Below are 24,513 nucleotides of genomic sequence, written 5' to 3'. Positions count from 1 at the left end.
GTTCGGGTGGATGCGCCCGGATCCGGGCAGCCCATCAGCCTACCGGAGGATCAGATCCGCAGGTACCTGCTGATCGCGAAGTTCGCCGAGACCGCGGACAGCACGACGCCCACCGCGAGCAGGATCGGCACCACGAGCAGAGCGTCGTCCATGTTCACCAGGGATATCGACGAGAGGCGCGTGCTCAGGAAGCCCTGCACGAAGAACTTGACGAGCGCCACCGTCGCCGCGCTCGCGAGCACGCTCCCGATGAGCGCCGCGAACACGCCCTCGAGGATGAACGGGGTCTGGATGAAGCGGTTCGACGCCCCGACCAGCCTCATGATGCCCAGCTCCCGTCTGCGCGAGAACGCGGACAGCCGGATGGTGGTGGCGATGAGGAGGGCGGCGGCCACGAGCATGAGGCCGGCGATGCCGACCGCGGTGAGGCTCGCGGCGTTGAGTATGGAGAAGATCTGGTCGAGGTACTGCCGCTGGTCCACCACGTTCTCGACCCCCGCGAGCCCCGAGAGGCTGTCCTTGAGGATGTCGGACTTCGACGGGTCCTTGAGGTTCACCCAGAACGCCTCGTTGAGGAACTCGGGCTGCACCAGCTCGGTGACGGGATCGCCCTTGAACTGCTCCTGGAAGTTCTTGTACGCCGTGTCCTGGTCCTCGAAGTAGTATTTGTCGATGAACGGGGTGAGCGTCGCGCTGTCGAGGCGCTCCTTCACCGCGTCCATCTGCTCCTGCGTGGCCTTGCCGTTCACGCACGTGGCGCTCGGCACCGACGTGTCGGTGCAGAAGTCGATGGCGACCTGGGCGCGGTCATACCAGTAGTTCTTCATCTGGCCGATCTGCATCTGCAGCAGCACCGCGGCGCCCACGAACGTGAGCGAGATGAAGGTGACGAGCACGACCGAGACGACCATGCTGACGTTCCGACGGAGGCCGTGGCCGACCTCGGAGAGGACGAGTCCGAGTCTCATCGCGTGGGCCCCACATCCTGTGCGCCGGTGTCGTCCGGCGACTCGCCGCGGGCGCGGAGCCCCAGCTTCTCGGCCAGACCGAGCTCGGCGAGCTCGGCGTCGTCGCGTCCGTCGGCGGACGCGGTGCCGCCCTGCCCGTCGGACAGGTCGGGCAGGCGGATCACGCCCGTGCCCTCGGGGAGGCGGCGGATGGATCCGGTGCTCGGCGCGGCGGGCGCCGCTCCCCCGCCGTTGCGGCGGCTGGGCGCCCTCGGGGTCGACGCGGCAGGCGGCGCGTCGTCGACCGGCGCAGGCTCCTGGACGGGCTCGCGATCGGGCTCGTGCACGACCGGTACGTCGCGGGACGGCGTCGGCTCCGCCGGAGCGGTCCGCTCGCTCTCGGCGACGGGCTCGGGCTCCACGGCCGGCGCGGGCTCCACGGCGGGCGCGGGCAGCGGATCCACCCGGGCCGCCTCGGCGAAGGCCGAGGGCGTGGACGTCCGCGCGGCGTCGCGGTCGTCGCGGACCACGGCCTCCTCGCGGTCGGGGGTCGTCGCGGGCACGACGGGCACGGCCTGCTCGGGCGCGGGCTCGGTGGGCCCGACCTGCGCGGCCTCGGGCGCGGGCGCGGGCGCGGCGGCGGGCGCCGGAGCGGCCGCGGTCGGCGCCTTCTCCTTCGACGCCGTGCGCGCGGCCTTGGCGGCGGCGGCCTCGCGGGTCGCCTCCTCCCTGGCGCGCACCTTCTCCTCGGCGCGGCGCGCCTTCTCGCGGCGGGCCTGCTCCCGACGCTCCGCGGCGGTTGCGGGAGCGGCGGGCGCAGTGGGCCGGACGGGTGCCGGGAGCGGCGCCGCGGGCACGAACACGGGCGTCGGCGCGGCGATGGGCGGGTGCTCGGGGTTCACGCCGACCGGGTTCTCGGCCGTGCGCGGCAGGTCGATCGCGGACGTCTGGTACTGGCCGCCGAGCTCGTCGCGGACGACCTCGCCGCCGATCAGCTCGATGACCCGCTTCTGCATCTGGTCGACGATGCCGGAGTCGTGGGTGGCCATGATGACCGTGGTGCCGTTGGCGTTGATCCGCTCGAGCACCTGCATGATGCCCGCGCTCGTCAGCGGGTCCAGGTTGCCGGTCGGCTCGTCCGCGAGGAGCACGGCCGGCTTGTTCACCACGGCCCGCGCGATGGCGACGCGCTGCTGCTCGCCGCCGGAGAGCTCGTGCGGGAGGCGCTGCTCCTTGCCCTTGAGGCCCACCATGTTGAGGACGTCGGGGACGGCCTCCTGGATGAAGCCGCGCGACTTGCCGATCACCTGGAGGGTGAAGGCCACGTTGTCGAACACGGACTTGTTCGGGAGCAGCCGGAAGTCCTGGAACACCACCCCCAGGCTGCGCCGGTAGTACGGGACCTTGCGGCTCGACAGCTGGTTCAGCTGCTGGCCCAGGACGTGGATCGTCCCTTGCGTGGGCCGGTCCTCCTTGAGCACGAGACGCAGGAAGCTGGACTTGCCGGACCCGGATGCACCGACGAGGAAGACGAACTCCCCCCGGAGGATCTCGAGGTCGACGGAGCTCAGCGCCGGTCGGGGGTTGCCGGGATACACCTTGGATACGTGGTCGAACCTGATCATGTCGGTACGACCCTAGGCACCAGACCTCCGGAACGCCGCATCGACTCACCGCGGCGGGCGGTCCCCCGGACTCTCTCAGGCGCGGTCGGGCGACTTCCGCCAGCGGATGCCCGCGGAGATGAAGCCGTCGAGGTCGCCGTCGAACACGTTCGACGGGTTGTTGACCTCGTGCTCCGTGCGGAGGTCCTTGACCATCTGGTACGGCGCGAGCACGTAGCTGCGCATCTGGTCGCCCCAGCTCGCCGTGATGTTGCCGGCGAGCTCCTTCTTGGTGGCCGCCTCCTGCTCGCGCTGCACGAGGAGCAGGCGCGACTGCAGCACCCGGAGGGCGGCGGCGCGGTTCTGGATCTGGCTCTTCTCGTTCTGGCAGGTGACGACGATGCCGGTCGGCAGGTGGGTGATGCGCACCGCCGAGTCGGTCGTGTTGACGGACTGGCCGCCGGGGCCGGAGGAGCGGAAGACGTCGACCCGCATGTCGTTCTCGGGGATCTCGACCGACTCGGTCTGCTCGATGAGCGGCACGACCTCGACGGCGGCGAACGACGTCTGGCGCTTGCCCGCGGAGTTGAAGGGGCTCATCCGCACCAGGCGGTGCGTGCCGGCCTCGACCGAGAGCGTGCCGAACGCGTAGGGCGCGTCGATCTCGAACGTGGCGGACTTGATGCCCGCCTCCTCCGCGTAGGACGTGTCGAGCACGGTGGCGGAGTAGTCGTGCTGCTCGGCCCAGCGCAGGTACATGCGCATGAGCATCTCGGCGAAGTCGGCCGCGTCGACGCCGCCGGCGCCCGCGCGGATCGTGACCACGGCGGGGCGCGGGTCGAACTCGCCGTTGAGGAGCGTCTGCACCTCGAGCTCGTCCATGATCTTGGTGATGCCGGCGAGCTCCACGACCGCCTCCTCGGCGGACTCCTCGTCGTCCTTGGCCATCTCGACCAGCACGTCGAGGTCGTCGAGGCGGCGCTGCAGCTCGTCGATGCGCTTCAGCTCCGACTGGCGGTGGCTCAGGTCGCTCGTGACCTTCTGCGCCTTCTCGGTGTCGTTCCAGAGGTCCGGCTCGCCCGCCTGGGCGCTCAGCTCCTCGACCTCCTGCTGCAGGCGCTCGACGCCGACGACCGAGCGGATGTTGGAGTAGGTGTCGCGCAATTCTGTGATCCGCGAAGAGAAGTCCTGGTCGATCATGGTGCCGCCCAGCCTACCGGCAGGCCCGGCGGGGACCCCGGCCGCCCGCGCGTAGGCTCGGGGGCGATGTCCAGCCCCGAGACCCCCTTCTCCCTTCGCGCGGTGGCGCTCCCGGCGCTGCTCCCCGCGCTCCTCTTCTCCATCGGCGAGGGCGCCATCATCCCCATCATCCCGATCGTCGCGGGCAGCCTCGGCGCCTCGCTCGGCATCGCCGCGTTCATCGGCGGCATGATCATGCTCGGCGAGCTCGTGGGCGACATCCCGAGCGGATCCGTGGTGAGCCGCATCGGCGAGCGGACCGCCATGATCGGCGCGGCCTTCGTCTCCATCGGCGGCCTGGTGCTGTGCCTCCTCGCGCCGAACCCGCTCGTGCTCGGGGTGGGCGTCTTCCTCATCGGCGTCTCGACCGCGGTCTTCGCGCTCGCCCGGCACGCGTTCATGACGAGCTTCGTGCCGCAGGCGTTCCGCGCCCGCGCGCTGTCGACGCTCGGCGGCACGTTCCGCGCCGGGTACTTCGTGGGGCCGTTCCTCGCCGCCGGCGTGATCCACCTGACGGGGGCGTCGCAGTCGGCGTTCGCGATCCACATCGTCGCGTGCCTCGCGGCCGCCGTGACGCTGCTCGTGCTGCCCGACCCGATGGACGTGGTGCGCCGCAACCGGGCCGCCGACCTGCAGAGCGCCGCGCCCGCGACGGCCGGCGAGCCGCAGGCCGACGAGTCCGTCGCGGGCACCGCTCCCCCGGCACGGACGTCGGACGGTCTCGCGCGGACGCTGTGGCGGTTCAAGGGCGTGCTCGTGAAGCTCGGATCCGGCGCGGCCCTCATCGGCGCGATGCGCGCGGGCCGCGGCGTGCTCCTCCCCCTGTGGGCCGTGAGCATCGGCATCTCGGACACGAACACGGCGCTCATCATCGGCATCGCGGGCGGCGTGGACTTCGCGCTCTTCTACGCGAGCGGCCAGATCATGGACCGCTTCGGCCGCCTCTGGAGCGCCGTGCCGTCGATGGTCGGCCTCGGCGCCGGCTACCTCGTGCTCGCGCTCACCCCCGACCTGCCGACGAGCGTGCAGTGGTTCATCGGCGTCGCCATGTTCATGTCGGTCGCGAACGGGATCGGCTCGGGGATCCTCATGACCCTCGGCGCCGACCTCGCCCCGAAGGAGGACCCGGCCCCCTTCCTCGGCGCCTGGCGCTTCACGGGCGACGCCGGCAGCGCCGCGTCCCCGCTCCTCATCGCCGCGCTCACGGGCGCCGCGTCGCTCGCCGTCGCCAGCGGCGTGATGGGGGTGCTCGGGCTCATCGGCGCCGGGATCCTCGTGCGGTACGTGCCCAGGTACGTCCCGCGGAAGCCGCGGCCCGCGCGCTGACAGGGCTCGGGCGGACCGCCGTGGCGGCGAGCCAGCCTGATCAGTACCACCGCGCGGCGTCGCCCGGGCGCCGGAGACCGCTCAGCCCCCTCCCACGGGTCCCGGCGTCGCCGCGCCCGGGCCCACGAGCACGCCGCGGGCCGTGCTCGTCACATCGATGCGGATGCCGTCCGGCACGAGCAGCGAGGCGACCGGCGGGATCCACGTGCTCGACAGGGTGACGCGAGCGCTGCGGCCGTCGGGCGAGGTGGCGCCGTCGACCCGCAGGTCGTGCAGGCCGGCCGTCGGCTCCTCGGCGAGGAACCGCGTGACGGTGTCGGCCACCCCCGCGTCCGTCAGCACCGGATGCGGCGCACCGCCGGAGTCGGCGCCGAGGGCTCCCGGATCGACGGGGCCGTCGACGTCGAAGGACTCGGCGCCGGCGAGCGCGGCGGCGTCCGCGAGGTCGGAGAGCCGGACGCGCTCGAGGTAGAGGGAGGACGCCGCCGAGACCATGAGGATCACGGCGAGCCCGAGGGCGCACGCCGCGATCACGAGCAGGAGGATCGACCCGTCGTCGTCCCTCGCGCCCGCGCCGAGCGGCCCGGGTGCCCGGCCGTCGCTGATGCGCCGGATCACGGCGCGCTCCGCGCGAAGACGGAGACGCGCTCGTCGGCAGCGCCGGCGACGACCACGGCTCCCGGCGTGTCGGGCCCCAGGGCCGGCGGAGCGAGCGGCAGCCCGGCGGAGACGCGCACGGAGACGTGCACGAGGGAGCGCGGGACGTGGCACGCGCGCGGATCCGGCGTGCAGGTGATGTCGAGGACGATGCCCGTGGGCGGCACGCCCTGGTCGGCGAGGGCGACCTCGACGGCGGCCTCCGCCTCCCGGCGCCCGGCGGTGTCGTCGGCGGCGCGGACGTACACGCGGACCGCCTGCCGCGCGGCCCCCTCGGTGGCGAGCGCCGCGCCCTGGATCGCCGACAGGGCGAGCACCAGGTAGACGAGCGGCACGAGCAGCAGCACGCCGGCGGTGATGAACTCGAGCGCGGCCGACCCGCGGTCGTCAGTCCAGGCGCTCCACGGCCGCATGCCCCGTCACCTCCAGCCCGCGGTCGACGCCGAGGAGGCCGAGGAGCGGGAGCGTGGTGCGCACGGTGACGCTGACGACCGGGTGGCCGAGCACGGTGCCGGTCGCCGCGGTCACGTCCCCCGCGTACCGCTCGCCGACGGCCGCCGCGATGAGGTCGTGCGTGCGCTCGATCCCCTGCCCGCGCGTCGAGCCGGCGAGCGCCGCGACCCGCGCTCCCTCGGCGGCAGCATCGAGCACGGTCGTGCGCACGTGCAGCGCGAGGGCGAGCTGCACGACCGACAGGGCGAGGACGACCAGCAGCGCGCCGACCATGACGAACTCGGCCGGAGCCGAGCCGCGGTCGTCGCGCATCAGAAGGACGTGACCCGGTCGATGGCCTGGGTGAAGACGTTCTGGAGCAGGGGGCCGGCGACGCCCCAGAGGATGATGACGAGCCCGGCGGTCATCAGGGTGATGAGCACCCAGCCCGGCACATCGCCCCGGTCGTCGTCCAGGCCGACGCCGGGTGCCGTGGTCGTGTCGATGCCTGCGGGTGGACGGGTCATGTCGTGCCTCTCGTTCGGTGATGGTGGTGGCGCGCTACAGCCCGAGCTGCAGCACGAAGACGCCCGGGAAGAGGGCGAAGACGATGGTGAGCGGGAGGATCAGGAAAACCAGGGGCACGAGCATCCCCACCTCCTTGCGGCCGGCGCTCTCGAGGAGCTCGCGCTTGGCGACCTCCCGCGCGTCCTGCGCCTGCGCGCGGAGCACCTCCGCGAGCGGCGTGCCCCGCTCGAGCGAGCCCGCGAGCTGGTCGACCAGGCGCGACACCGCCGGGAGCGCCAGCCGACGCGCGAGGTCGTCGAAGGCGCGCGCGACGGGGATGCCCGTGCCCACGTCGCCGACCACGCGTCCGAGCTCGGCGGCCAGCTCGCCGGAGCCCACGCGCGCGACGCGGCGGAGGGCATCGAGCAGGCCCTCCCCCGCGGCGAGGCTGAGCGCGAGGAACTCCAGCACCGTTGGCAGCTCGGCCGAGATGCGGGCCAGGCGCCGCTTCGCGCGCCGCTCGAGCGCCGAGTCGCAGAGCACGAGCCCCGTGATGCCGCCCACGACGGGGACGACCACCAGCTGCGCCTGCGGGAGCGATCCTGCGAGGAGGGCGGCGCCTGCGATCACGGCCGAGGAGAGGGCGCCGAGGGCGGCGCCCAGGACGAGGCCGACCAGCTGCCGCGAGCGGTGCCGCTCCACGTCGTCCGCAGATCCCGACTGCGACATGAGCCGCTCGATGCGCTCCGTGCCGCCGAGCACGCGCGAGAGCCCGCGGCGCAGGGGCACGACCGCGGGGGCGCCGAGGGTGCCGAGGACCGGGAGCGGATGGACGGTGGTGAGCGCGAGGTGGCGGCGCGCCCCGTCGGAGACGTCGAGCACATGCGGCGCCACGCGGTCGAGCAGGCGCGCCCGACGCAGCCTCGGCACCGCTCCGAGCATGGTCCAGAGGCCGAGGCCGGCGACGAGCCCGAGCACGGCGCCCCAGGACTCGACGCCCGTCACGCGAACCACCTCCGGTCCTCGGGGAGGCGGCCGAGGGCGAGCATCACCCGGTAGGCCACGGCGGACACGGCGAGCCCGATCACGATGACGACCGTGCCCGTGGGCGTGTCGTAGGCGGCGACCGCTTCCGAGCGGGTGGAGAGGAGCGCCAGGATGATCCACGGCGCGGCGACGCCCAGCTTCGCCGCGTTGACGACCCACGACTGCCGAGCCTCCGCCTCGCTGCGGATGGCGGCCTCCTCCCGCAGGAAGCGTGCGAGCCCGCGGAGCACGTCGGGCAGCTCGGTGCCGCCGACCTCGCGGGCCATGCGGAGGGTCTCGAGGATCCGGTCGGCCGTGGGATCCGCGAGGCGCGCCTTGAGCTCGTCGAGGGCGACGGCGAAGCTGCCCGTGGTGCGGTTGTCGGCGGCGAACGCGCGGAAGGCCGGTCGCAGCACGGCCGGCCCGGCCTCAGCGAGCGAGGCGACCGCGTCCGGCAGGCCCATGCCGGCGCGCACCGCGCTCACGAGGTGGTCGACGACGTCGGGCCAGACGGCGCGGTACGCCCGGCGGCGCGACGCCGACCGCGCGCCCACCGCGATCCACGGGAGGGCGGTGCCCGCGACCCCCGCCGCGACGGCGGCGCCGTCCACGCGCAGCAGCGCCTCCACCAGCACACCGGCCGCGAGGCCGACGAGCGCGGAGATCGCGAGGAAGGAGCTGACGGAGACCTTCGCGAGGCCCGCGTGGGTCAGGCGGTCGTGCACCGCATCCGCCGCTCCTCTGCGCCCTCCCGATGCCTCGGGCGTCCCGGGCCACAGCCGCGGGGCGAGCATGAGCACCAGGCCGGCGCCGAGGGCGAGGCCGAGCGCGATCCTCACGGCGCCCCCACCAGCACGCGGAGCGGATCGAGCCCCGCGGCGTGGTACTTGGCGAGGTGGGCCGGCTGGCCGCCCGTCGCGGTGAGCACGCCGTCCTCCAGCGCGAAGACCGAGCTGGCCTCGATGACCATGCCGGTATGGCGGCCGCCGGGCGCGAGGATCTCGACCACGCGGCGGGCACCCGAGGGCCGCACCTCGAGGTGCACGACGAGGTCGACCGAGCTCGCGACCGTGGGCACCACGAACGCCGAGTCGATGTTGCGGCCGGCGAGCAGCGGCAGCGTGCACATCTTCACGAGCGCCTCGCGCGCGCTGTTGGCGTGGATGGAGCACATGCCCGGAACGCCCGAGTTCAGCGCGATGAGGAGGTCGAGGCACTCGGCCTCGCGTACCTCGCCGACGACGAGCCGGTCGGGCCGCATCCGCAGCGCCTCCTTGATGAGGCGCCGGAGCGTGATCTCGCCCGAGCCCTCGAGGCTCGGCTGCCGGCACTGCATGGCCACGACGTCCCGACCCGCGGGATCGAGCTCGAACGTCTCCTCCACCGTGACGATGCGGTCGGAGGCACGGGCGGCGGACAGCAGCGCGTCGATCATGGTGGTCTTGCCGGTGTGGGTGGCCCCGCTCACGACGATGGACAGCCCGGCCCGCACGCTCATGCGCAGGAACTCCGCGGCCTGCAGCGGCAGGCTGCCGAGCGCCACGAGGTGGTCGAGGTCGCGGATCCGCCGGGAGAACTTGCGGATGTTCACCGCCCAGTGCCGCCGCGTCACGTCCGGGATGACCACGTGCAGGCGCGACCCGTCGGGCAGGGACGCGTCGACGAACGGCGTGGAGAGGTCGACGCGGCGGCCGGAGGACTGCAGCATCCGCTCGACGAGGTCGCGCACCTCCGCATCCGAGAGGACGAGCGAGGTCAGCTCCGGGACGCCCGAGCGGGCCACGAACACGCGCGTGGGCGCGTTGATCCAGATCTCCTCGATCGTGTCGTCGTCGAGCAGCGGCTGCAGCGCGCCGAAGCCCGTGATGCGCGCAAGGACCTCGCGCTCGGTCGCCGACTCGTCGTCGAGGAGGCGCACATCGGATCCGAGCGCCTGCTCCGCGAAGCGCCGAACCTCCTCGCGCACCACGGCCGCGGTGCCCGCGGCGTCGGGAGCAGCCTCGTCGCGGAGGCGCTCGCGCACCCGTCCGGAGATGATGTCGAGGGGGGTCCGCGTCTGCACCCGCACAGGATGCTGATCAGGACCCGATCCCGCACGGGCCGTCCACAGGTCGCGCCGCTACGGCACGACCGGCGTCAGTACCCCAGCTCCGCCTTCGCCGCCGCGTACGCCTGGCGCACCGCGGGCATGCCCGGCGCGTCGAAGACCTCGTCGCCCGCGAGGGGCCACGCGGGCACCGAGCCCGTGAGGATCCATGCGGCCTGCTTCGCGGCGCCGTCCGCGACGAACTCGCCCGCGTCCGGCACGTGGATCGGCACGCCGAAGATCGTCGGCGCGATCTCGCGCACCGCGCGGCTCTTCGCCCCGCCGCCGATGAGGAGCACGCGCTCCACCTCGACGCCCTGGCGCGTGATCGCGTCGAGGCCATCGGCGAGGCCGCACAGCATGCCCTCGACGTGCGCGCGGGCCATGGTCGCGGGCGTCGAGTTGCGGAGGGTCATGCCGTGCAGCGACGCCGTCGCGTCGGGCAGGTTCGGGGTGCGCTCGCCCTCGAAGTAGGGCAGGAGCACGAGGCCGTCGGATCCCGCGGGGGCCTCGAGCGCGAGCTCCGAGAGCCGCGCGTGGTCGACGCCGAGGAGGCGCGCGCCGCCGTCGAGCACGCGGGCCGCGTTGAGGGTCGCGATGAGAGGGAGGAAGTTGCCCGTGGCGTCCGCGAAGCCCGCGACCGTGCCGGACGCGTCGGTGATGGGATCCGCCGTGACGGCGAACACCGTGCCGGACGTGCCGATGGAGACGACGACGTCGCCCGGCACCGCGCCGAGGCCGAGCGCGGCGGCCGCGTTGTCGCCCGCGCCGGGGCCGACGGGGATGCCGGCCGGGACGCCGGGGATGCCGTCACCCGTGACGCCGGCGGACTCGCCGGGGCCGAGCACGCGCGGCAGGCCGACGACGCGGCCGAGCGCGCGCTCCAGCAGGTCGAGGCGGTACTCCCCCGTGACGCTCGACCAGTACGCGGTGCCGCTCGCGTCGGAGCGGTCGGTGGCGAGGGCGGCGAGGTCCGGGGATCCGACGCCGTGGCCGAGGAGGCGCCAGGTCAGCCAGTCGTGCGGGAGGGCGACGGCCGCGACGCGGGCCGCGTTCTCGGGCTCGGCGTCGCGCAGCCAGCGGAGCTTGGTGGCGGTGAAGGACGCGACGGGGACGACGCCCAGGGCGCTCGCCCAGGACTCGGCGCCGAGCTCGTCGCGGAGGTCGGCGGCGGCCTGGGCGGATCGCGTGTCGTTCCAGAGGAGCGCGTCGCGGACGACGGCGCCGGACTCGTCGAGGCAGACCATGCCGTGCTGCTGGCCGCCGACGGAGACGGCGGCGACGTCGTCGAGTCCGCCCGCATCGGCGATCGCGGCGAGGAGGGCGTCCCACCAGTGGGCGGGATCCACCTCCGAGCCGTCGGGGTGGGACGCGCGGCCGGAGCGCACGAGGGCGCCCGATTCGAGGTCGCGGACGACCACCTTGCAGCTCTGCGTGGAGGAGTCGATGCCTGCTACCAGTGTCTTCGTTGTCACGATCAACATATTAGGGGGCGTCCTAAGCTGGTCGGGCACCCGCGGGAGTGGTGGAATCGGTAGACACGCAGGATTTAGGTTCCTGTGCTTTCGAGCGTGAGGGTTCAAGTCCCTTCTCCCGCACGAGGGCGCGGCCCGCCCGCCCACGATCGACGGGGAGCGGATCCGTGCCGCCGCGACGCTCCGACCCGCGACGAGGAGCACCCGTGGACGACCGCCTCCGCCTCTGGACCGAACCGACGCCCGTGCACCCCGTGCCGCGGCTCGCCGAGGCCGTCGGGCTCCGGCCCGACCGGCTGCTGATGAAGCGGGACGACCTCATCGGCTGGGGCGGCGGCGGCAACAAGGCCAGGAAGCTCGAGCGCTCACTCGGGCGCGCGGTCGCACGCGGGGCGGACACCGTCGTCACCACGGGCGCCGCGCAGAGCAACCACGCGCGCATGACGGCCGCGGCCGGCGCCGCCCTCGGGCTCGACGTCGTGCTCGTGCTCGAGGGGCACGCGGTCGCCGAGCGCGGCAACGTGCTGCTCGACGCGCTGTACGGGGCGCGGATCGTCTGGTCGGGCGACGAGAGCGCCGAGACGCGCGCCGGGTCCGTCGTAGCGGCGCTCGAGTCGGCGGGCGCGCGCGTCCACCGGGTGGCGTTCGGCGGATCCGACGCGCACTCCGTGCAGGGCTTCGTCGACGCGGGCCGCGAGCTGACGGCGCAGGTCGGCGAGGTCGACCACGTGGTGGTCGCGCTCGGCTCCGGCGGGACCATGGCCGGCCTCGTCGAGGCCCTCGGCCCCGAGCGCGTCCTCGGCGTGCACTGCGGGGCCGTCGCCGAGCCGCGCGACGTGGTCGCGGGGTTCCTCGCGGAGCGCGGCACGGGCATCTCCGCCGACCGGCTCCGCATCGACGCGGGCCGCGTCGGCCCCGGGTACGCGCACCTCACCGACGACGCGCGCGCCGCGCTGACCCTCGTCGCCCGGACCACCGGGATCCTCCTCGACCCCACCTACACCGCGCGGGCTGCCGCCGGGCTGGTCCAGGCGGTGCGCGCCGGTTCCATCGGTCCGGACGACCGCGTCGTGCTCTGGCACTCCGGCGGCGTGCCCGGCCTGTTCGGGCACGCCGAGCTCGGCGGCTGAGGGCGCGGCGCCCCTCGACCGGGGGGTGACGGGAACTCGGCGCGCTCGCGGCGGCTCCCGTTATCCTGTGCTCTGCCGCCGGTCGATCGATCCCGTCGTCGCGGCCCACCACGACTGGAGCCCCACACGTGCATCCCCAGCTCTTCGACTTCCTCGACTCGACGACCCTCATCGAGTCGTTCGGGGGATTCGCCCTCGTCGGGATCTGCCTCATCATCTTCGCCGAGACCGGCCTGCTCTTCGGCTTCCTCTTCCCAGGCGACACGCTGCTGGTCATCGCGGGCCTCACGCTCCCCGGCATCACGGGCATCGACATCTGGTGGATCTGCCTCGCCATCGCGTTCTCGGCGTTCGCGGGCGGGGAGGTCGGGTACCTCATCGGCCACAAGGCGGGCCCCCGGGTCTTCGAGCGCAAGGACTCCGGCATCTTCAGCCGACAGAACGTGGTGCGCACGAACGCGTTCTTCGCCCGGTTCGGCGGACTCGCGGTCATCGCGGCGCGCTTCGTGCCGATCATCCGCACGTTCGCGCCCATCGCCGCGGGCGTCGGCCACATGGACTACCGCAAGTACTCCTTCTACAACGCCATCGGAGCCATCATCTGGGGCGCCGGGCTCACCTACCTCGGACACCTGCTCAACGGCTTCCCGCCCATCCGCGACTTCGTCACGCACTACATCGACTACGTGCTGCTCGGCGCGGTCGTCGTCACCGCGGTGCCCACCCTGATCCACTTCCTCCGCGCCCGCAAGCACGCGCGCGACGAGGAGGCGGCCGGCGTCGCGCACGACGGCGAGGACCTCGCGCTGGCGCCCGAGAGCTTCGACCAGGACGCCACGAACGATCCCCGGCGCTGAGGCGCTCCCCGACGGCGGATCCGCCGGGCTGAGGGGCGGCTGCCGGCGCACGCGCGGCCGCGACCGCCCGCGTCAGACGTGGTGGCGGTGCTCGTGCCCCGCGTGCTCCGCCGGCTCCAGCTGGAACGTGCTGTGCTCCACGTCGAAGTGGTCGTCGAGGCAGCTGGCGAGCCGGTCGAGCAGCTCGCCCGTCCTGCCCTCGCGGAACACCTCCTGCTCGACGACGACGTGGGCGGTGAAGACGGGCGAACCCGAGGTGATGGCCCACACGTGCACGTCGTGCACCGCCGTGACGCCGGGGGTCTCGAGCAGGTGGGCGCGGATCCGCTCGGGCTCGGTGCCCACGGGCGTCGACTCGGCGAGCACCCGCAGCACGTCCCGCAGCAGCACCACGGCGCGCGGGACGATGAGCGCGGCGATGACGAGGGACGCGATCGCGTCGGCGCGGCCGAAGCCCGCGAGCGCGATGACGAGCCCGGCGACGATGGTCGCGACGGAGCCGAACGCGTCGCCGAGCACCTCGAGGTACGCGCCGCGCAGGTTGATCGAGCGCTCCGCTCCCCCGCGCAGCACGAGGAGCGCGGCGACGTTGGCGACGAGGCCCAGCGCCGCGGCCCCCAGCATCACGCCCGGGTCGATCTCGGGGCCCTCCGGCGCGAGCAGCCGCTGGACGCCCTGCACGGCCACGTAGACCGCGACGACCGACAGGATCAGGCCGTTGACGAGAGCACCGAGCACCTCGCCGCGCTGGAAGCCGAAGGTGTGCCGGTCGGTCGCGGGTCGGGCGGCGACGATCGTGGCGACCAGCGCGATGCCGAGGCCGAGCAGGTCGCTCGTCATGTGGCCCGCGTCCGCGAGGAGGGCCAGGGACCCCGAGACGAGCGCGCCGACCACCTCGACCACGAGCACGAGGGCGGTGATCCCGAGGGCGACGACGAGGCGACGACGGTCGGTGGTGGCCGCGCCGTGGTCGTGCGGTCCAGGGGCCATGCGTCCACCGTACGGGCCCGTCACCACACGGATCCAGCCCGCGGCGCAGTCGGGAACGACTCCCGCTCTCAGCAGCTCCGGGAGAGCGCCTCAGTCCTCGCTGAGGAGCTCCCGCCGCACCACCGGCATGATGGCGTCGAACGCGAGCGCGCGGTGGCTGACGCGGTTCTTCTCGTCCGCGCTCAGGGCCGCAGCGCTCGCGCCGCCGGTGGCCGGACGGAAGACCGGGTCGTAGCCGAACCCGCCCTCGCCCGCGACCTCGCGGAGCACGGACCCCTCCCACACGCCGACGGCCGTGCGCTCGACGAGGCCGCCCGCCGTGGGCACCACGAGGGCGGCGGCGCACGTGAAGCGGGCGCCGCGATGGGCGTCGGGCACGTCGCCGAGCTGCCAGAGGAGCAGCTCGAGGTTGGCGCGGCTGTCGCGCGCGGGGCCGGCCCAGCGCGCCGAGAAGATGCCGGGCGACCCGCCCAGGATGTCGACGCCGATGCCGGAGTCGTCCGCTAGCGCTGCCCGGCCCGTGTGGAGCGCGGCGGCGCGGGCCTTGATGAGCGCGTTCTCCTCGAAGGTCGTGCCGTCCTCCACGGGCTCCGGGCCGTCGTAGGCGACGAGGTCGATGCCGTCGAGGCGCGCCCCGAGGATCCGGCGCAGCTCCTCGACCTTGTGCGCGTTGTGCGTGGCGAGGACGAGCGGGATCACGGCCGGCTCCCTCAGCGCCCGAGCGCCTGCGCCTGCAGCGCGGTGAGCGTGGTGCCGCCGCCGAGCGCGAGGTCGAGCAGGGCGTCGAGCTCGGCGCGGTCGAAGGGCGCGCCCTCGGCGGTGCCCTGGACCTCGACGAAGGAGCCGCTCCCGGTCATCACCACGTTCATGTCGGTCTCGGCGCGCACGTCCTCGACGTACGCGAGGTCGAGCAGCGGCTTCCCGTCGACGATGCCGACGGAGACCGCGGCGACGCTGTCCTTCAGCGGCGTGGCGCGCTGCGCGATGAACTTGCGCTCGCGGCCCCACTCGAGCGCGTCGGCGAGGGCGACGTACGCGCCCGTGATGGCGGCCGTGCGGGTGCCGCCGTCGGCCTGGAGGACGTCGCAGTCGATGACGATCGTGTTCTCGCCGAGCGCCTTCATGTCGACGACGGCGCGGAGGCTGCGGCCGATGAGCCGCGAGATCTCGTGCGTGCGGCCGCCGACCTTGCCCTTGACGGCCTCGCGGTCCATGCGCTCGTTCGTGGCGCGGGGCAGCATCGCGTACTCGGCGGTGACCCAGCCCTGGCCGCTTCCGGCCTTCCACCGCGGGACGCGGTTCGTGAAGGACGCGGTGCAGAGGACGCGGGTGCGCCCGAAGGAGATGAGGGCGGATCCCTCGGCCTGCTCGCTCCAGTTCCGCTCGATGGTGATCTCGCGCAGCTGGTCGGCGGTGCGGCCGTCGTGGCGGGGGGTGTCGTCGGTCATGTGCGGCCTCGGCTCGTGTCGGGGGTGGGGGTGCCGTCGTCGGCCGGACGCGTCACCGCGTGCGGACGGGGCGGGCGGGGAAGCTGGATGGCGCCGGTCTCGACGAGCTCGACGTGCGTGACGCCCGTGCCGAGCATCCGGTGCGCGAGCGTCTCGAAGTCGGACGCGCTGCCGCCGGTGGCCTCGTAGCGGATCACCGGGGGCGTGTCGGAGCGGCGCTCGAGGCCCGCGGACACCAGCTCGCGGTAGACGTCCTTGGCGGTCTCGGTGTCGCTCGAGACGAGCGTCACCTCGGGGCCCATGAGCAGCGAGATCGCCCCCTCGAGGAACGGGTAGTGCGTGCAGCCGAGGACGAGCGTGTCGACGCCCGCGGCCTTCAGCGGCGCGAGGTACTCCTCCGCGGCGGCCATGAGCTCGGGGCCGGAGGTCTCGCCGCGCTCGACGAACTCCACGAACCGCGGTGCCTCGGCGGACGTGAGCGCGAGGTGCGGCGCCGCCGCGAAGGCGTCGTCGTAGGCGCGGCTCGTGACCGTGGCGTGCGTGGCGATGACGCCCACGCGGTGGTTGCGGGTGACGCTCACGGCCGTGCGGACGGCCGGCTGGATCACCTCGACGACCGGGATGTCGTACCGCTCGCGCGCGTCCCGCAGCATGGCGGCGGACGCGGTGTTGCAGGCGATGACGAGGAGCTTCACGCCGCGCTCGACGAGGTCGTCGAGCACCGCGAGGGCGTACCGGCGGACGTCGGCGATGGGCTTGTCGCCGTAGGGCGTGTGGGCGGTGTCGCCGATGTAGACGATGGACTCGCGCGGGAGGAGCGTCGTCACGGCGCGGGCGACGGTGAGGCCGCCGACGCCGGAGTCGAAGATCCCGATCGGCGCGTCGCTCATCCCGCCAGCCTACCGGCGGGCCGCACGCCGACCGGCGGCAGGACGGGCCCGGGCGACCCGCCGCTCACATGGACCGCCGCGCGTCCTCTTGGGCGACCAGCTCCGGCAGGTCGGTCAGCCGCTTCAGACCCGCGAGCGGCTGGGCCATGCGCGCGTTGCCGCGGAAGCGGCCCTGGTTGCGATCGAGGAACCACCAGTAGCCCGCGGTGTACGGGCACGCCGTGGGCCCGACGCGCACCTTGGGGTCGAACGGGCAGCCTCCGCAGTGGTCGGTCATCCGGTCGATGTAGGCGCCGCCTCCCGCGTACGGCTTCGTCGCCATGCGGCCGCCGTCGGCGTGCAGCGCCATGCCCACCACGTTCGCGGGCATGACCCACGGGGTGCCGTCGACGAACGAGTCGATGAACCAGTCGTTCATGGCCGCGGGGTCGTAGCCGCGTTGGAGCGCGAGGTTGCCGAGGATCATCAGCCGCTCGATGTGGTGCGCCCACCCGTGCGTGCGGACCTTGTCGACCACGTGGGCGAGGCACGCGGCCTCGATGCCCGACGCGTCGAGCTCGAGCAGCGCGGTGGGCACGCCCCGATGCGCGTCGAGCCGGTTCTGCGACGTGTAGTCGTGCTCGAAGGCCCAGTAGAGGTGCCACACGTAGTCGCGCCATCCCATGATCTGCCGGACGACGCCCTCCACGCTCCGGATGGGCGCGCGGCCCGCGGCGTGCTCGGCGACGATGCGCTCGATGACGTCCGCCGGATCCAGCACGCCCATGTTCATGGTGGCGCTCAGCAGCGAGTGCGCCATGGTCCAGTCGCCCGCGAGGGAGGCGTCCTCGAAGGGGCCGAAGTCGTTGAGCCGGGTCGTGACGAAGTCCTCGAGGGCCAGGCGCCCCTCCTCCGGCGTGACGGCGAACCTGCGCGGGCCGTCCTCGCCGACGAACCGCATCAGCCCCTCGTGCTCCCACCGGTCGAGGTCGGCTCGCACCTCGGCGTCGATGTCGTCCTCCTCGGGCCACCAGGGCTCCGGCAGGCCGAGGCTCGTCGCGCCCTTAGGCGGCCGCTCGCGGTTGTCGTGGTCGTAGTTCCAGCGGCCGCCGACCGGGTCGTCGCCGTCCATGAGGATGCCCGTGCGGGCGCGCGACCAGCGGTAGAAGTCCTCCATCACCAGCCGGTTCGACGTGCGGCCCACCATCCACTCGGCGAACTCCTGCTCGCTCGTGACGAAGCCGCGGCTCGGCAGCACCTCGGCCCCGATCTCCGCCACGAGCCGACGGAGCCCGCGCGAGGTGGGGTCGACCACCTCGAGGTCGTCGCGACCCGTGACCACGTCGCGGTAGTGCTCCACCTGGTGGAACTCGACCCGGTCGCCGAGGGCCCGGGCGCGGTGCCGGATGCCCGAGAGGATGAGGTGCGCCTTCGCCCGGTGGTACGGGCGCCGGGCCAGCAGCCCCCGCGACTCGATGAGCAGCATGGGCCCGCCGTCGTCGAAGTGCTCGCCCAGCTGGTCGGCCAGGATCCATCGGGTGCGCTGCATGCTGCGACCCTAGGCCGGACCCCCGACACCGGCGCGGCGCGTGCGCCCGGCCGACCGGCCCGCCTCCGGGCGACGCGCCACCGCGGCGCGACCACCCCGACGCGCCACCGCGACGGGCCGGCCGCGAGGGCGCCGCCCTAGGCTGGGGGCGTGCACCAGGCGACCTCCCTCCTCACCGACCGGTACGAGCTCACGATGCTCGACGCAGCGCTGAAGGCGGGGACCCACGACCGCGAGTGCGTCTTCGAGTGCTTCGCCCGCCGCCTGCCGAGCGGCCGTCGCTTCGGCGTCGTCGCCGGCACCGGCCGTCTGCTCGAGCTGATCCGCGACTTCCGCTTCGGCGACGCGGAGCTCGAGTACCTGCGCTCCGAGCGCGTCGTCGGCGAGGAGGCGCTGGCCTGGCTCGCCGACTACCGGTTCCGCGGCCGCATCACCGGCTACCGGGAGGGCGAGATCCACTTCCCCGGATCGCCGCTGCTCACCGTCGAGGCGCCCTTCGCCGACGGGGTGATCCTCGAGACCCTCGTGCTCAGCGTCCTCAACTACGACTCGGCGGTCGCGAGCGCGGCCGCGCGCATGGTCCAGGTGGCTGGCGGACGTCCCCTCGCGGAGATGGGATCGCGCCGCACGGGCGAGCGCTCGGCCGTCGCGGCCGCGCGCGCCGCCTTCATCGCGGGCTTCAGCGCCACCTCCAACCTCGAGGCTGGCCGCACGTGGGGCGTCCCGACGATGGGGACGGCCGCCCACTCCTTCACGCTCCTGCACGACACCGAGGAGCAGGCCTTCCGCGCGCAGGTCGACGCGCTCGGAGCGGCGACCACCCTCCTCGTCGACACGTACGACGTGCGCCAGGGCGTCGAGACCGCGGTCCGCGTCGCGGGCACGGGCCTCGGCGCCGTGCGACTCGACTCCGGCGACCTGCCGGTGCTCGTGGGCGAGGTGCGCGCGCAGCTCGACGCGCTGGGCGCCACGGGCACGCGGATCACCGTCACCAACGACCTCGACGAGCACGGCATCGCGGGCCTGGCCGCCTCCCCCGTCGACTCGTACGGCGTCGGCACGTCGCTCGTCACCGGCTCCGGCGCCCCCGCCGCCGGGATGGTCTTCAAGCTCGTCGCCCACCGCGAGGCCGGCGGGCGTGGCGAGTGGGTGGCCGTCGCCAAGCGCTCCATCGGCAAGCAGAGCCGCGGCGGCCTCAAGGGCGCGCTGCGGCGGCATGACGCGGAGGGCATCGCGACGGCCGAGCTCGTCACGGTGGGGCCGCACCCGGATCCGCGGCCGGGCGACCGCGACCTCCTGGTCACGCTCGTCGAGGATGGCGAGCCGGACCCCCGCTGGCTCGGGGCGGAGGGCACCGCCGCGGCCCGCGCGCACCACGCGAGCGTCGTGCGGGACCTGCCGGCGCAGGCGTTCCGGCTGCGAGCCGGCGACCCGGCCATCCCCACCGAGGAGGGCGCGCCCGCCTGATGCCGCGGGGGTCGATCCGGGTCTACTCGGGCTTCATGCCCTCGTAGATGCGCTTGCAGTCCGGGCACACGGGGAACTTCTCGGGGTCGCGGCCGGGCAGCCACTTCTTGCCGCAGAGCGCCTTGACGGGCTTGCCGCTGAGGGCGGACTCGAGGATCTTGTCCTTCTTCACGTAGTGCGAGAACCGCTCGTGATCGCCGGGCTCGATCGTCTCCTGCTCGAGGAGCTCCTCGAGCTCGCGGTCGAGGGTGTCGGTTCCGCCGCCCTGCGTGGGGCTCCCGGGGGACTGTTCGATGCTGAGGATGACCATCGTCCCAGTGTACTTTTCCCCGCCCACCGCGACCCGGGCGGAGGCACGCCCGTGCCGCGGACCGGGCTCAGCGGCGCTGACCCGGCTCAGTGGCGCTGCCCGGGCTCAGTGGCGCTGCGCGAAGGCCAGCAGCTCGGGACCGCGGCGCTCGAAGACGCGACCGCCGCCGACCACCCCCACGACGAGCGCGAGGACGCCGATCCCGAGGCCCACGACGAGCGACCACGTCGGGTAGGCGCCGCCGTGCACGAGCCCGAGCCAGCCGAGCCACACGGAGGGCAGCGCCAGCACGACCGTGGCGATGAAGGTCAGCGTCGGCACGGTCGACGCGCCGGCGCCGACCGTCTGCGGCGCGTGGAACGGGCTGTCCCCGGGCCGGGAGGCCGGATAGGGGAAGCGCGCCGAGAACAGCGACGCCAGCCCGACCCCGGCGAGCAGCACGCCGCCGCTGACGCCGACGACCGACGGCAGCACCGCCGGGTCGCCGAAGCCGAGGGCGCTGAGCGGCGCTCCGATCGCGACCAGCGGCACGCCGATGGCGAGCACCGGCACGAGGCGCCCGATGCGGTCCGCCGTGCCGCGGATCCCCGACACCACGTGCAGCCACACCGCGGTGTGGTCGTGGGCCGTGTCGTTGTGGACGCTCCAGCCGAGGAACAGCGCCATGACCGGCAGCGGGACGAGCGCGAGCACGTGGGCGTCGACGTCCACGATCACGAGCGGGACGAGCAGGACCAGCGGCAGCACGGGGATGAGGACGAGGGTCGCACGATAGCGGGGGTCGCGGACCCAGTAGGTGATGCTGCGCGCGGCCACGGCCCCCGCCGGCGATGCGCCGAAGCGGCCGAACCAGCCGAGGCCGGTCTGCGTCCGGCCGCCGCGCGCCCGATCCGGTGCCGTGAGGGACCACGGGACGGCCCGCGTCCAGAGGAGCGCGAGGAGCGCCGCGGAGGCGAGCGCGACGAGGAGCATGCCGAGCGCCCCGCCGGCGTCGCCCGCGACGGCGGCGGCGGGAGCGGCCCACGCGGCCCCGATCGGGGTCCAGGCGAGCACGCCCAGGAGACCCCGGACCGGCCGGAGGCCGTCGTCGAGGAGGTCGGCCTGCGCGAGGGCGACGACCACGGGGACGAGGAGCACGGCGACCAGCCCCGCGACGAGGCCCGTCGCCTCCCGCGCGCGGCGCGTGCTGAGCAGCACCGATGCGGCGACCGTGCTCAGCCGCGCGACGAGCACGCAGGTCACGACGGCGGCCGCGGCGGCGAGGATCGCCACCAGGGCGGTCGCGGGATCGCGGGCCCACGTCACGACGGTGGTCAGCGCGACCACCACGAGGGCCGCGCCGGGAGCGCTCACGAGCGCGGCGACGCCCAGAGCCAGGGCCAGGGGACGCGGCTCGAGTCCGTAGGGCGCGAATCTTCGGGGATCCAGGGCGTCGTCGGAACCGAGCACGAGCGGCACCACGAGCGCCCCGAGGACCACGAGCGCTCCCCCGGCGACGACGATGTCGCGCGCGGAGGCGACGTCCGCGTCGCGGAGGCCTGCCAGGGCGCCGATCGCGAGCACCGTGACCAGGATCCCGTACACGGCGGCGACGACGAGCCCGAGCACCTGCCACGGGCTCCGGCGGAACGCGTTGGCGAGGAGGGCGAGCCTCAGTCGGAGAACGAGTGCAACCACGAGAACCCCTCCGCCGTGCGTCGACCGCCGGCCAGCGCCACGAAGCGCTCCTCGAGCGTGCGCCCGGCACGGACCTCGTCCATGGTGCCGGCGGCGAGCACGCGTCCGTTGACGATGATCGCGACGTGGTCGCAGATGCGCTGGATGAAGTCCATGCCGTGGCTGGAGAGCACCACCGTGCCGCCGTGCGCCACGTAGTCCTGCAGGATCTCCACGATGTTCGCCGCCGACACGGGGTCGACCGACTCGAACGGCTCGTCGAGCACGAGCAGGCGCGGGGAGTGGATCATCGCGCAGGCCAGCGCGACCTTCTTGGCCATGCCGGCCGAGTAGTCGGTGACCAGACGCCCGACGGCGTCCTCCAGCCCGAAGGCGGCGACGAGGTCGGCCGAGCGGTCGCGGATCTCCGCCGCGTCGAGCCCGCGGAGCGCCCCCGAGTAGTGCAGGAGCTGCGCGCCCGTCAGGCGGTCGAAGAGGCGCAGCCGGTCGGGGAGGACGCCGATGCTGCGCTTGGCCGTGAGCGGCTCCCGCCAGACGTCGATGCCGTTGACGGAGACCGTTCCGGCGTCGGGGCGCAGGAGTCCCGTGACCATCGACATGGTCGTGGTCTTGCCCGCACCGTTCGGCCCGACGATGCCGTAGAAGGAGCCCGCGCGGACGGTGAGCGCGACCTCGTCCACGGCCACCTTCTCGTCGAAGCGCTTGGTGAGCCCCTGGATGACGAGGACCTCGTCGCCCAGCTCGGGCGCGGCGGCCCGGTCGCCGCGGACGGAGGGCGTGAGCGCCGTCTCGTCGACCCGCGCGAGGCCGGCCCGCGGCGATCGCGGCGCGGTGAGGCTGTCGGTGCGGACGGTGACGACGCGCGGGGGCTCCGGCGCGGGATCCGCAGCGGCGGCGCTCCCGTCGGCGGGCTCCGTCTCGGGTCCCCCCTCGGGCTCGCCCTGCTCCCCTGCCGTCGGTTCCGCCTCGGACGTGGTCGCATCGTCGGTCGCGGTCACGTCGTCGTTCACTGTCACGGTCATTTCGTCGGTCGCGGTCACGTCGTCGGTCGCGGTCACCTCGCCGGACGCGGTCGCCTCGCCGGACGCAGTCGCGTCATCGGGAGCCGCGTCCGCCGCGCCGGTGTCGGACCCCGACGGGGCCCGGGCGTCGTCGTGCTGCACGCCATCACCGGGCTCCGCGACGGCCTCAGCGCCCTCGTCGGCGCCGTCGTCGGCGGCTGCCGCGTCCCCGGATGGAGCATCGCCGGGGAGGGCGTCCGCGGTTCCGACGGCCTCGTCCACGACGAGCACGTCCGCCACGACGGGCACGTCGTCGTCGGCCGAGGCGTCGTCGGCGGTGTCGTCGTGCGGATCCTCGCCTCCGGCACGTGCGGCGTGCTCCTGCTCGGCGGCGTCGAGGATCCCCCGCAGCTCCGCGACGGCGTCGTCGCGCTCGGTCGTCGCGGCGACGGATCCGGCGCCCTCCGCCGACGCGTCGACCGTCGCGGGGACCGATGGCCCCTGCTCGTCGTCGGACGTCGTGGCGTCCGGACCGGCGTCGACCGCGGTGGCTCCGGCCGGACGCTGCACCCGGGTCCGCTTCCGCACGCGCGGGGATCGCGTGGACGAGGCCGCCGTCCCGTCCGCGCCGTCCTCGCTCGGGGCCGCCGGACGGGCGGCGGGCGGCGTGACGCGGGGCGCCTTGACGCGCGGCGCCGTGGGGGCGACCACCACGGCGGGGGCGGTGCGCGGCGAGGGCGCCGTGGCGCGGCGCGGCGCACGCGGTCCGGGGCGCGGGGCCGGGGCGGCGGCGGCACCGGCGTCGGTGGCGCGGTCGGCATCGGCGTGCGTCGCGGAGGGGCTGCCGGCGGCCCCGTCGGGCAGCGCGGCGGACCGGTCGGACGTCGCGTCGGATGAGGTCGTGTCGTCGGGGGCGTCGGTCACGCGCCCACGTTAGCAAGGCCCTCCTCCGCGCCCGCCCGGGCGTCCTCGTGCTACGGCGGGCACCGCTCCCCCGAGCGCCCGTAGAGGCGCCGATCCGCGGCACCGCGACCGTCCGGACGTCACGAAAGGGACACGACCGCTTCCCGCCTCCCCCGCATTTCCCCACCCGCGGCGTAGGGTGGAGGAGGCATGACGGCGTGTCGAACAGGAAACCCGCAGGTGAAGTCCCGGCGAACCCTCGACGTCGGAGGGCTCCCGAGCGGACTCCGCACCCCGCATCGAACGGAGAACACATGACCACCCAGGTAGTCATCCTGGCGGCAGGCATGGGCAGCCGTCTCGGACGCAGCCTCCCCAAGCCCCTCACCGAGCTCAGCGACGGCCGCACGATCATGGGCCAGCAGTTCGACAACATCCGCTTCGGCCTCGGCGACGACGCCAAGGTCAGCATCGTCGTGGGCTACAAGCTCGACCACATCATCGACGCCTTCCCCGACGCCGAGTACATCTACAACGAGCAGTACGACCAGACCAACACGTCCAAGAGCCTGCTCCGCGCCCTCCGCGCCTCGGGCCCCGGGGGCGTCCTCTGGATGAACGGCGACGTCGTGTTCGACCCGATGATCCTGCGCCGCGCGGCCGCGATGATCGCGCGGGACCAGTCGTTCGTCACGGTCAACACCTCGCGCGTCTCCGACGAGGAGGTCAAGTACACGACGAGCCCCGAGGGGTACATCCGCGAGCTGTCCAAGACCGTCGTCGGCGGGCTGGGCGAGGCCGTGGGCATCAACTACATCTCCAAGGCCGACAAGCCCGTCCTCATCCGCCAGCTGGCCCGCGTCGGCGACCAGGACTACTTCGAGCGTGGAATAGAGTTGGGCGTCGAGCAGGACTCCCTGCTCGTCGAACCGGTAGACATCTCCGACCTGTACGCGGTCGAGGTCGACTTCGCGGAGGACCTCGAGAGGGCCAACCTCTTCGTCTAGGCCGCC

At 73.9% G+C, this 24,513-nt stretch carries 24 protein-coding genes and 1 tRNA gene; 6 read left to right on the top strand and 19 right to left on the bottom strand.

The window, feature by feature from the left end; all coding sequences use genetic code 11:
* Nucleotides 1-50: 50 nt before the first annotated feature.
* The 3 genes from ftsX to prfB form a co-directional block, all read right to left on the bottom strand.
* Nucleotides 51-968, bottom strand: a complete 918-nt coding sequence (ftsX, locus tag ACU4ZT_RS06770; RefSeq protein WP_270980510.1) for a permease-like cell division protein FtsX — start codon at nt 966-968, stop codon at nt 51-53.
* Complete coding sequence (gene ftsE, locus ACU4ZT_RS06765) at nt 965-2,572, bottom strand: cell division ATP-binding protein FtsE (protein ID WP_445338466.1); 1,608 nt, start codon at nt 2,570-2,572, stop codon at nt 965-967. Before ftsE ends, ftsX begins: the two co-directional genes overlap by 4 nt.
* A gap of 75 nt (nt 2,573-2,647) precedes the next feature.
* Nucleotides 2,648-3,751, bottom strand: coding sequence for a peptide chain release factor 2 (prfB, locus tag ACU4ZT_RS06760; RefSeq protein ID WP_445338464.1), 1,104 nt, complete (start codon nt 3,749-3,751; stop codon nt 2,648-2,650).
* 66 nt (nt 3,752-3,817) lie between these two features.
* On the opposite strand from prfB, the gene ACU4ZT_RS06755 reads away from it, so the two are divergent.
* Entirely contained in the window at nt 3,818-5,116 is a 1,299-nt protein-coding gene (locus ACU4ZT_RS06755; protein ID WP_445338462.1) for an MFS transporter, read from the top strand.
* A gap of 81 nt (nt 5,117-5,197) precedes the next feature.
* On the opposite strand, the gene ACU4ZT_RS06750 is transcribed toward ACU4ZT_RS06755, so the two are convergent.
* From ACU4ZT_RS06750 to xylB, 8 genes are all read right to left on the bottom strand, one after another.
* Nucleotides 5,198-5,734, bottom strand: a complete 537-nt coding sequence (locus tag ACU4ZT_RS06750; protein ID WP_445338460.1) for a pilus assembly protein TadG-related protein — start codon at nt 5,732-5,734, stop codon at nt 5,198-5,200.
* Nucleotides 5,731-6,186: a hypothetical protein gene (locus tag ACU4ZT_RS06745; protein WP_414763263.1), complete on the bottom strand. Its 456-nt coding sequence runs from the start codon at nt 6,184-6,186 to the stop codon at nt 5,731-5,733. The genes ACU4ZT_RS06750 and ACU4ZT_RS06745 overlap by 4 nt, the downstream gene beginning before the upstream one ends.
* Nucleotides 6,161-6,538: a TadE/TadG family type IV pilus assembly protein gene (locus ACU4ZT_RS06740; protein ID WP_445338458.1), complete on the bottom strand. Its 378-nt coding sequence runs from the start codon at nt 6,536-6,538 to the stop codon at nt 6,161-6,163. Before ACU4ZT_RS06740 ends, ACU4ZT_RS06745 begins: the two co-directional genes overlap by 26 nt.
* A complete protein-coding gene (locus tag ACU4ZT_RS06735; protein WP_063070109.1) occupies nt 6,538-6,732 on the bottom strand; it encodes a hypothetical protein in 195 nt (64 codons plus the stop codon). The genes ACU4ZT_RS06740 and ACU4ZT_RS06735 overlap by 1 nt, the downstream gene beginning before the upstream one ends.
* A gap of 34 nt (nt 6,733-6,766) precedes the next feature.
* Nucleotides 6,767-7,717 carry a type II secretion system F family protein gene (locus ACU4ZT_RS06730; RefSeq protein WP_445338456.1) on the bottom strand — a complete coding sequence of 317 codons (951 nt, stop codon included), beginning with the start codon at nt 7,715-7,717 and terminating at the stop codon, nt 6,767-6,769.
* Nucleotides 7,714-8,577, bottom strand: coding sequence for a type II secretion system F family protein (locus ACU4ZT_RS06725; protein ID WP_063070107.1), 864 nt, complete (start codon nt 8,575-8,577; stop codon nt 7,714-7,716). The genes ACU4ZT_RS06730 and ACU4ZT_RS06725 overlap by 4 nt, the downstream gene beginning before the upstream one ends.
* Nucleotides 8,574-9,806 (bottom strand): TadA family conjugal transfer-associated ATPase, encoded by a 1,233-nt coding sequence (locus tag ACU4ZT_RS06720; protein ID WP_445338454.1) that lies wholly within the window; start codon nt 9,804-9,806, stop codon nt 8,574-8,576. The genes ACU4ZT_RS06725 and ACU4ZT_RS06720 overlap by 4 nt, the downstream gene beginning before the upstream one ends.
* Nucleotides 9,807-9,874: 68 nt before the next feature.
* A complete protein-coding gene (gene xylB / locus ACU4ZT_RS06715) occupies nt 9,875-11,308 on the bottom strand; it encodes a xylulokinase (protein WP_445338452.1) in 1,434 nt (477 codons plus the stop codon).
* A gap of 32 nt (nt 11,309-11,340) precedes the next feature.
* Here xylB and ACU4ZT_RS06710 point away from each other — a divergent pair.
* The 3 genes from ACU4ZT_RS06710 (at nt 11,341) to ACU4ZT_RS06700 (ending at nt 13,286) form a co-directional block, all read left to right on the top strand.
* Nucleotides 11,341-11,422: transfer RNA gene (locus tag ACU4ZT_RS06710), tRNA-Leu, on the top strand.
* An 83-nt stretch (nt 11,423-11,505) separates the two neighbouring features.
* Entirely contained in the window at nt 11,506-12,429 is a 924-nt protein-coding gene (locus tag ACU4ZT_RS06705) for a pyridoxal-phosphate dependent enzyme (protein ID WP_063070104.1), read from the top strand.
* 128 nt (nt 12,430-12,557) lie between these two features.
* Nucleotides 12,558-13,286, top strand: coding sequence for a DedA family protein (locus tag ACU4ZT_RS06700; protein WP_063070103.1), 729 nt, complete (start codon nt 12,558-12,560; stop codon nt 13,284-13,286).
* A 72-nt stretch (nt 13,287-13,358) separates the two neighbouring features.
* Here the strand turns inward: ACU4ZT_RS06700 and ACU4ZT_RS06695 are convergent, their stop codons facing one another.
* From ACU4ZT_RS06695 to ACU4ZT_RS06675, 5 genes are all read right to left on the bottom strand, one after another.
* Nucleotides 13,359-14,276, bottom strand: a complete 918-nt coding sequence (locus tag ACU4ZT_RS06695) for a cation diffusion facilitator family transporter (RefSeq protein ID WP_445338450.1) — start codon at nt 14,274-14,276, stop codon at nt 13,359-13,361.
* 90 nt (nt 14,277-14,366) lie between these two features.
* Nucleotides 14,367-14,975, bottom strand: a complete 609-nt coding sequence (locus ACU4ZT_RS06690) for a non-canonical purine NTP pyrophosphatase (protein WP_445338448.1) — start codon at nt 14,973-14,975, stop codon at nt 14,367-14,369.
* Nucleotides 14,976-14,986: 11 nt separating this feature from the next.
* Complete coding sequence (gene rph, locus ACU4ZT_RS06685; protein WP_043587413.1) at nt 14,987-15,724, bottom strand: ribonuclease PH; 738 nt, start codon at nt 15,722-15,724, stop codon at nt 14,987-14,989.
* Entirely contained in the window at nt 15,721-16,614 is an 894-nt protein-coding gene (gene murI / locus ACU4ZT_RS06680; protein WP_270980522.1) for a glutamate racemase, read from the bottom strand. Before murI ends, rph begins: the two co-directional genes overlap by 4 nt.
* Before the next feature lie 64 nt (nt 16,615-16,678).
* Nucleotides 16,679-18,142 (bottom strand): cryptochrome/photolyase family protein, encoded by a 1,464-nt coding sequence (locus tag ACU4ZT_RS06675; protein ID WP_445338446.1) that lies wholly within the window; start codon nt 18,140-18,142, stop codon nt 16,679-16,681.
* 150 nt (nt 18,143-18,292) lie between these two features.
* Here ACU4ZT_RS06675 and ACU4ZT_RS06670 point away from each other — a divergent pair, with 150 nt between their 5' ends.
* Nucleotides 18,293-19,609 carry a nicotinate phosphoribosyltransferase gene (locus ACU4ZT_RS06670; protein WP_445338444.1) on the top strand — a complete coding sequence of 439 codons (1,317 nt, stop codon included), beginning with the start codon at nt 18,293-18,295 and terminating at the stop codon, nt 19,607-19,609.
* Nucleotides 19,610-19,631: 22 nt separating this feature from the next.
* On the opposite strand, the gene ACU4ZT_RS06665 is transcribed toward ACU4ZT_RS06670, so the two are convergent.
* The 3 genes from ACU4ZT_RS06665 to ACU4ZT_RS06655 all read right to left on the bottom strand — a co-directional run bounded on the left by ACU4ZT_RS06665 (nt 19,632) and on the right by ACU4ZT_RS06655 (nt 23,521).
* Nucleotides 19,632-19,919: a DUF3039 domain-containing protein gene (locus ACU4ZT_RS06665; RefSeq protein WP_063070097.1), complete on the bottom strand. Its 288-nt coding sequence runs from the start codon at nt 19,917-19,919 to the stop codon at nt 19,632-19,634.
* 105 nt (nt 19,920-20,024) lie between these two features.
* Nucleotides 20,025-21,596 carry an ABC transporter permease gene (locus tag ACU4ZT_RS06660; protein WP_414748074.1) on the bottom strand — a complete coding sequence of 524 codons (1,572 nt, stop codon included), beginning with the start codon at nt 21,594-21,596 and terminating at the stop codon, nt 20,025-20,027.
* On the bottom strand, nt 21,572-23,521 hold the full coding sequence (locus tag ACU4ZT_RS06655; protein ID WP_445338442.1) for an ABC transporter ATP-binding protein: 1,950 nt from the start codon (nt 23,519-23,521) through the stop codon (nt 21,572-21,574). Before ACU4ZT_RS06655 ends, ACU4ZT_RS06660 begins: the two co-directional genes overlap by 25 nt.
* Nucleotides 23,522-23,814: 293 nt before the next feature.
* Here ACU4ZT_RS06655 and ACU4ZT_RS06650 point away from each other — a divergent pair, with 293 nt between their 5' ends.
* Nucleotides 23,815-24,507 (top strand): phosphocholine cytidylyltransferase family protein, encoded by a 693-nt coding sequence (locus ACU4ZT_RS06650; RefSeq protein ID WP_270979433.1) that lies wholly within the window; start codon nt 23,815-23,817, stop codon nt 24,505-24,507.
* The last annotated feature ends 6 nt before the right edge of the window (nt 24,508-24,513 follow it).

Source organism: Clavibacter davisi (assembly GCF_052751415.1).
This window is presented reverse-complemented; position numbering and strand designations above follow the sequence as displayed.

What these genes read in the sequence shown, in the direction of transcription:
- ftsX (WP_270980510.1), bottom strand. Translation starts at nt 968, where the DNA reads ATGAGACTCGGACTCGTCCTCTCCGAGGTCGGCCACGGCCTCCGTCGG.
- ftsE (WP_445338466.1), bottom strand. Translation starts at nt 2,572, where the DNA reads ATGATCAGGTTCGACCACGTATCCAAGGTGTATCCCGGCAACCCCCGA.
- prfB (WP_445338464.1), bottom strand. Translation starts at nt 3,751, where the DNA reads ATGATCGACCAGGACTTCTCTTCGCGGATCACAGAATTGCGCGACACC.
- ACU4ZT_RS06755 (WP_445338462.1), top strand. Translation starts at nt 3,818, where the DNA reads ATGTCCAGCCCCGAGACCCCCTTCTCCCTTCGCGCGGTGGCGCTCCCG.
- ACU4ZT_RS06745 (WP_414763263.1), bottom strand. Translation starts at nt 6,186, where the DNA reads ATGCGGCCGTGGAGCGCCTGGACTGACGACCGCGGGTCGGCCGCGCTC.
- ACU4ZT_RS06740 (WP_445338458.1), bottom strand. Translation starts at nt 6,538, where the DNA reads ATGCGCGACGACCGCGGCTCGGCTCCGGCCGAGTTCGTCATGGTCGGC.
- ACU4ZT_RS06735 (WP_063070109.1), bottom strand. Translation starts at nt 6,732, where the DNA reads ATGACCCGTCCACCCGCAGGCATCGACACGACCACGGCACCCGGCGTC.
- xylB (WP_445338452.1), bottom strand. Translation starts at nt 11,308, where the DNA reads ATGTTGATCGTGACAACGAAGACACTGGTAGCAGGCATCGACTCCTCC.
- ACU4ZT_RS06695 (WP_445338450.1), bottom strand. Translation starts at nt 14,276, where the DNA reads ATGGCCCCTGGACCGCACGACCACGGCGCGGCCACCACCGACCGTCGT.
- rph (WP_043587413.1), bottom strand. Translation starts at nt 15,724, where the DNA reads ATGACCGACGACACCCCCCGCCACGACGGCCGCACCGCCGACCAGCTG.
- murI (WP_270980522.1), bottom strand. Translation starts at nt 16,614, where the DNA reads ATGAGCGACGCGCCGATCGGGATCTTCGACTCCGGCGTCGGCGGCCTC.
- ACU4ZT_RS06675 (WP_445338446.1), bottom strand. Translation starts at nt 18,142, where the DNA reads ATGCAGCGCACCCGATGGATCCTGGCCGACCAGCTGGGCGAGCACTTC.
- ACU4ZT_RS06665 (WP_063070097.1), bottom strand. Translation starts at nt 19,919, where the DNA reads ATGGTCATCCTCAGCATCGAACAGTCCCCCGGGAGCCCCACGCAGGGC.
- ACU4ZT_RS06650 (WP_270979433.1), top strand. Translation starts at nt 23,815, where the DNA reads ATGACCACCCAGGTAGTCATCCTGGCGGCAGGCATGGGCAGCCGTCTC.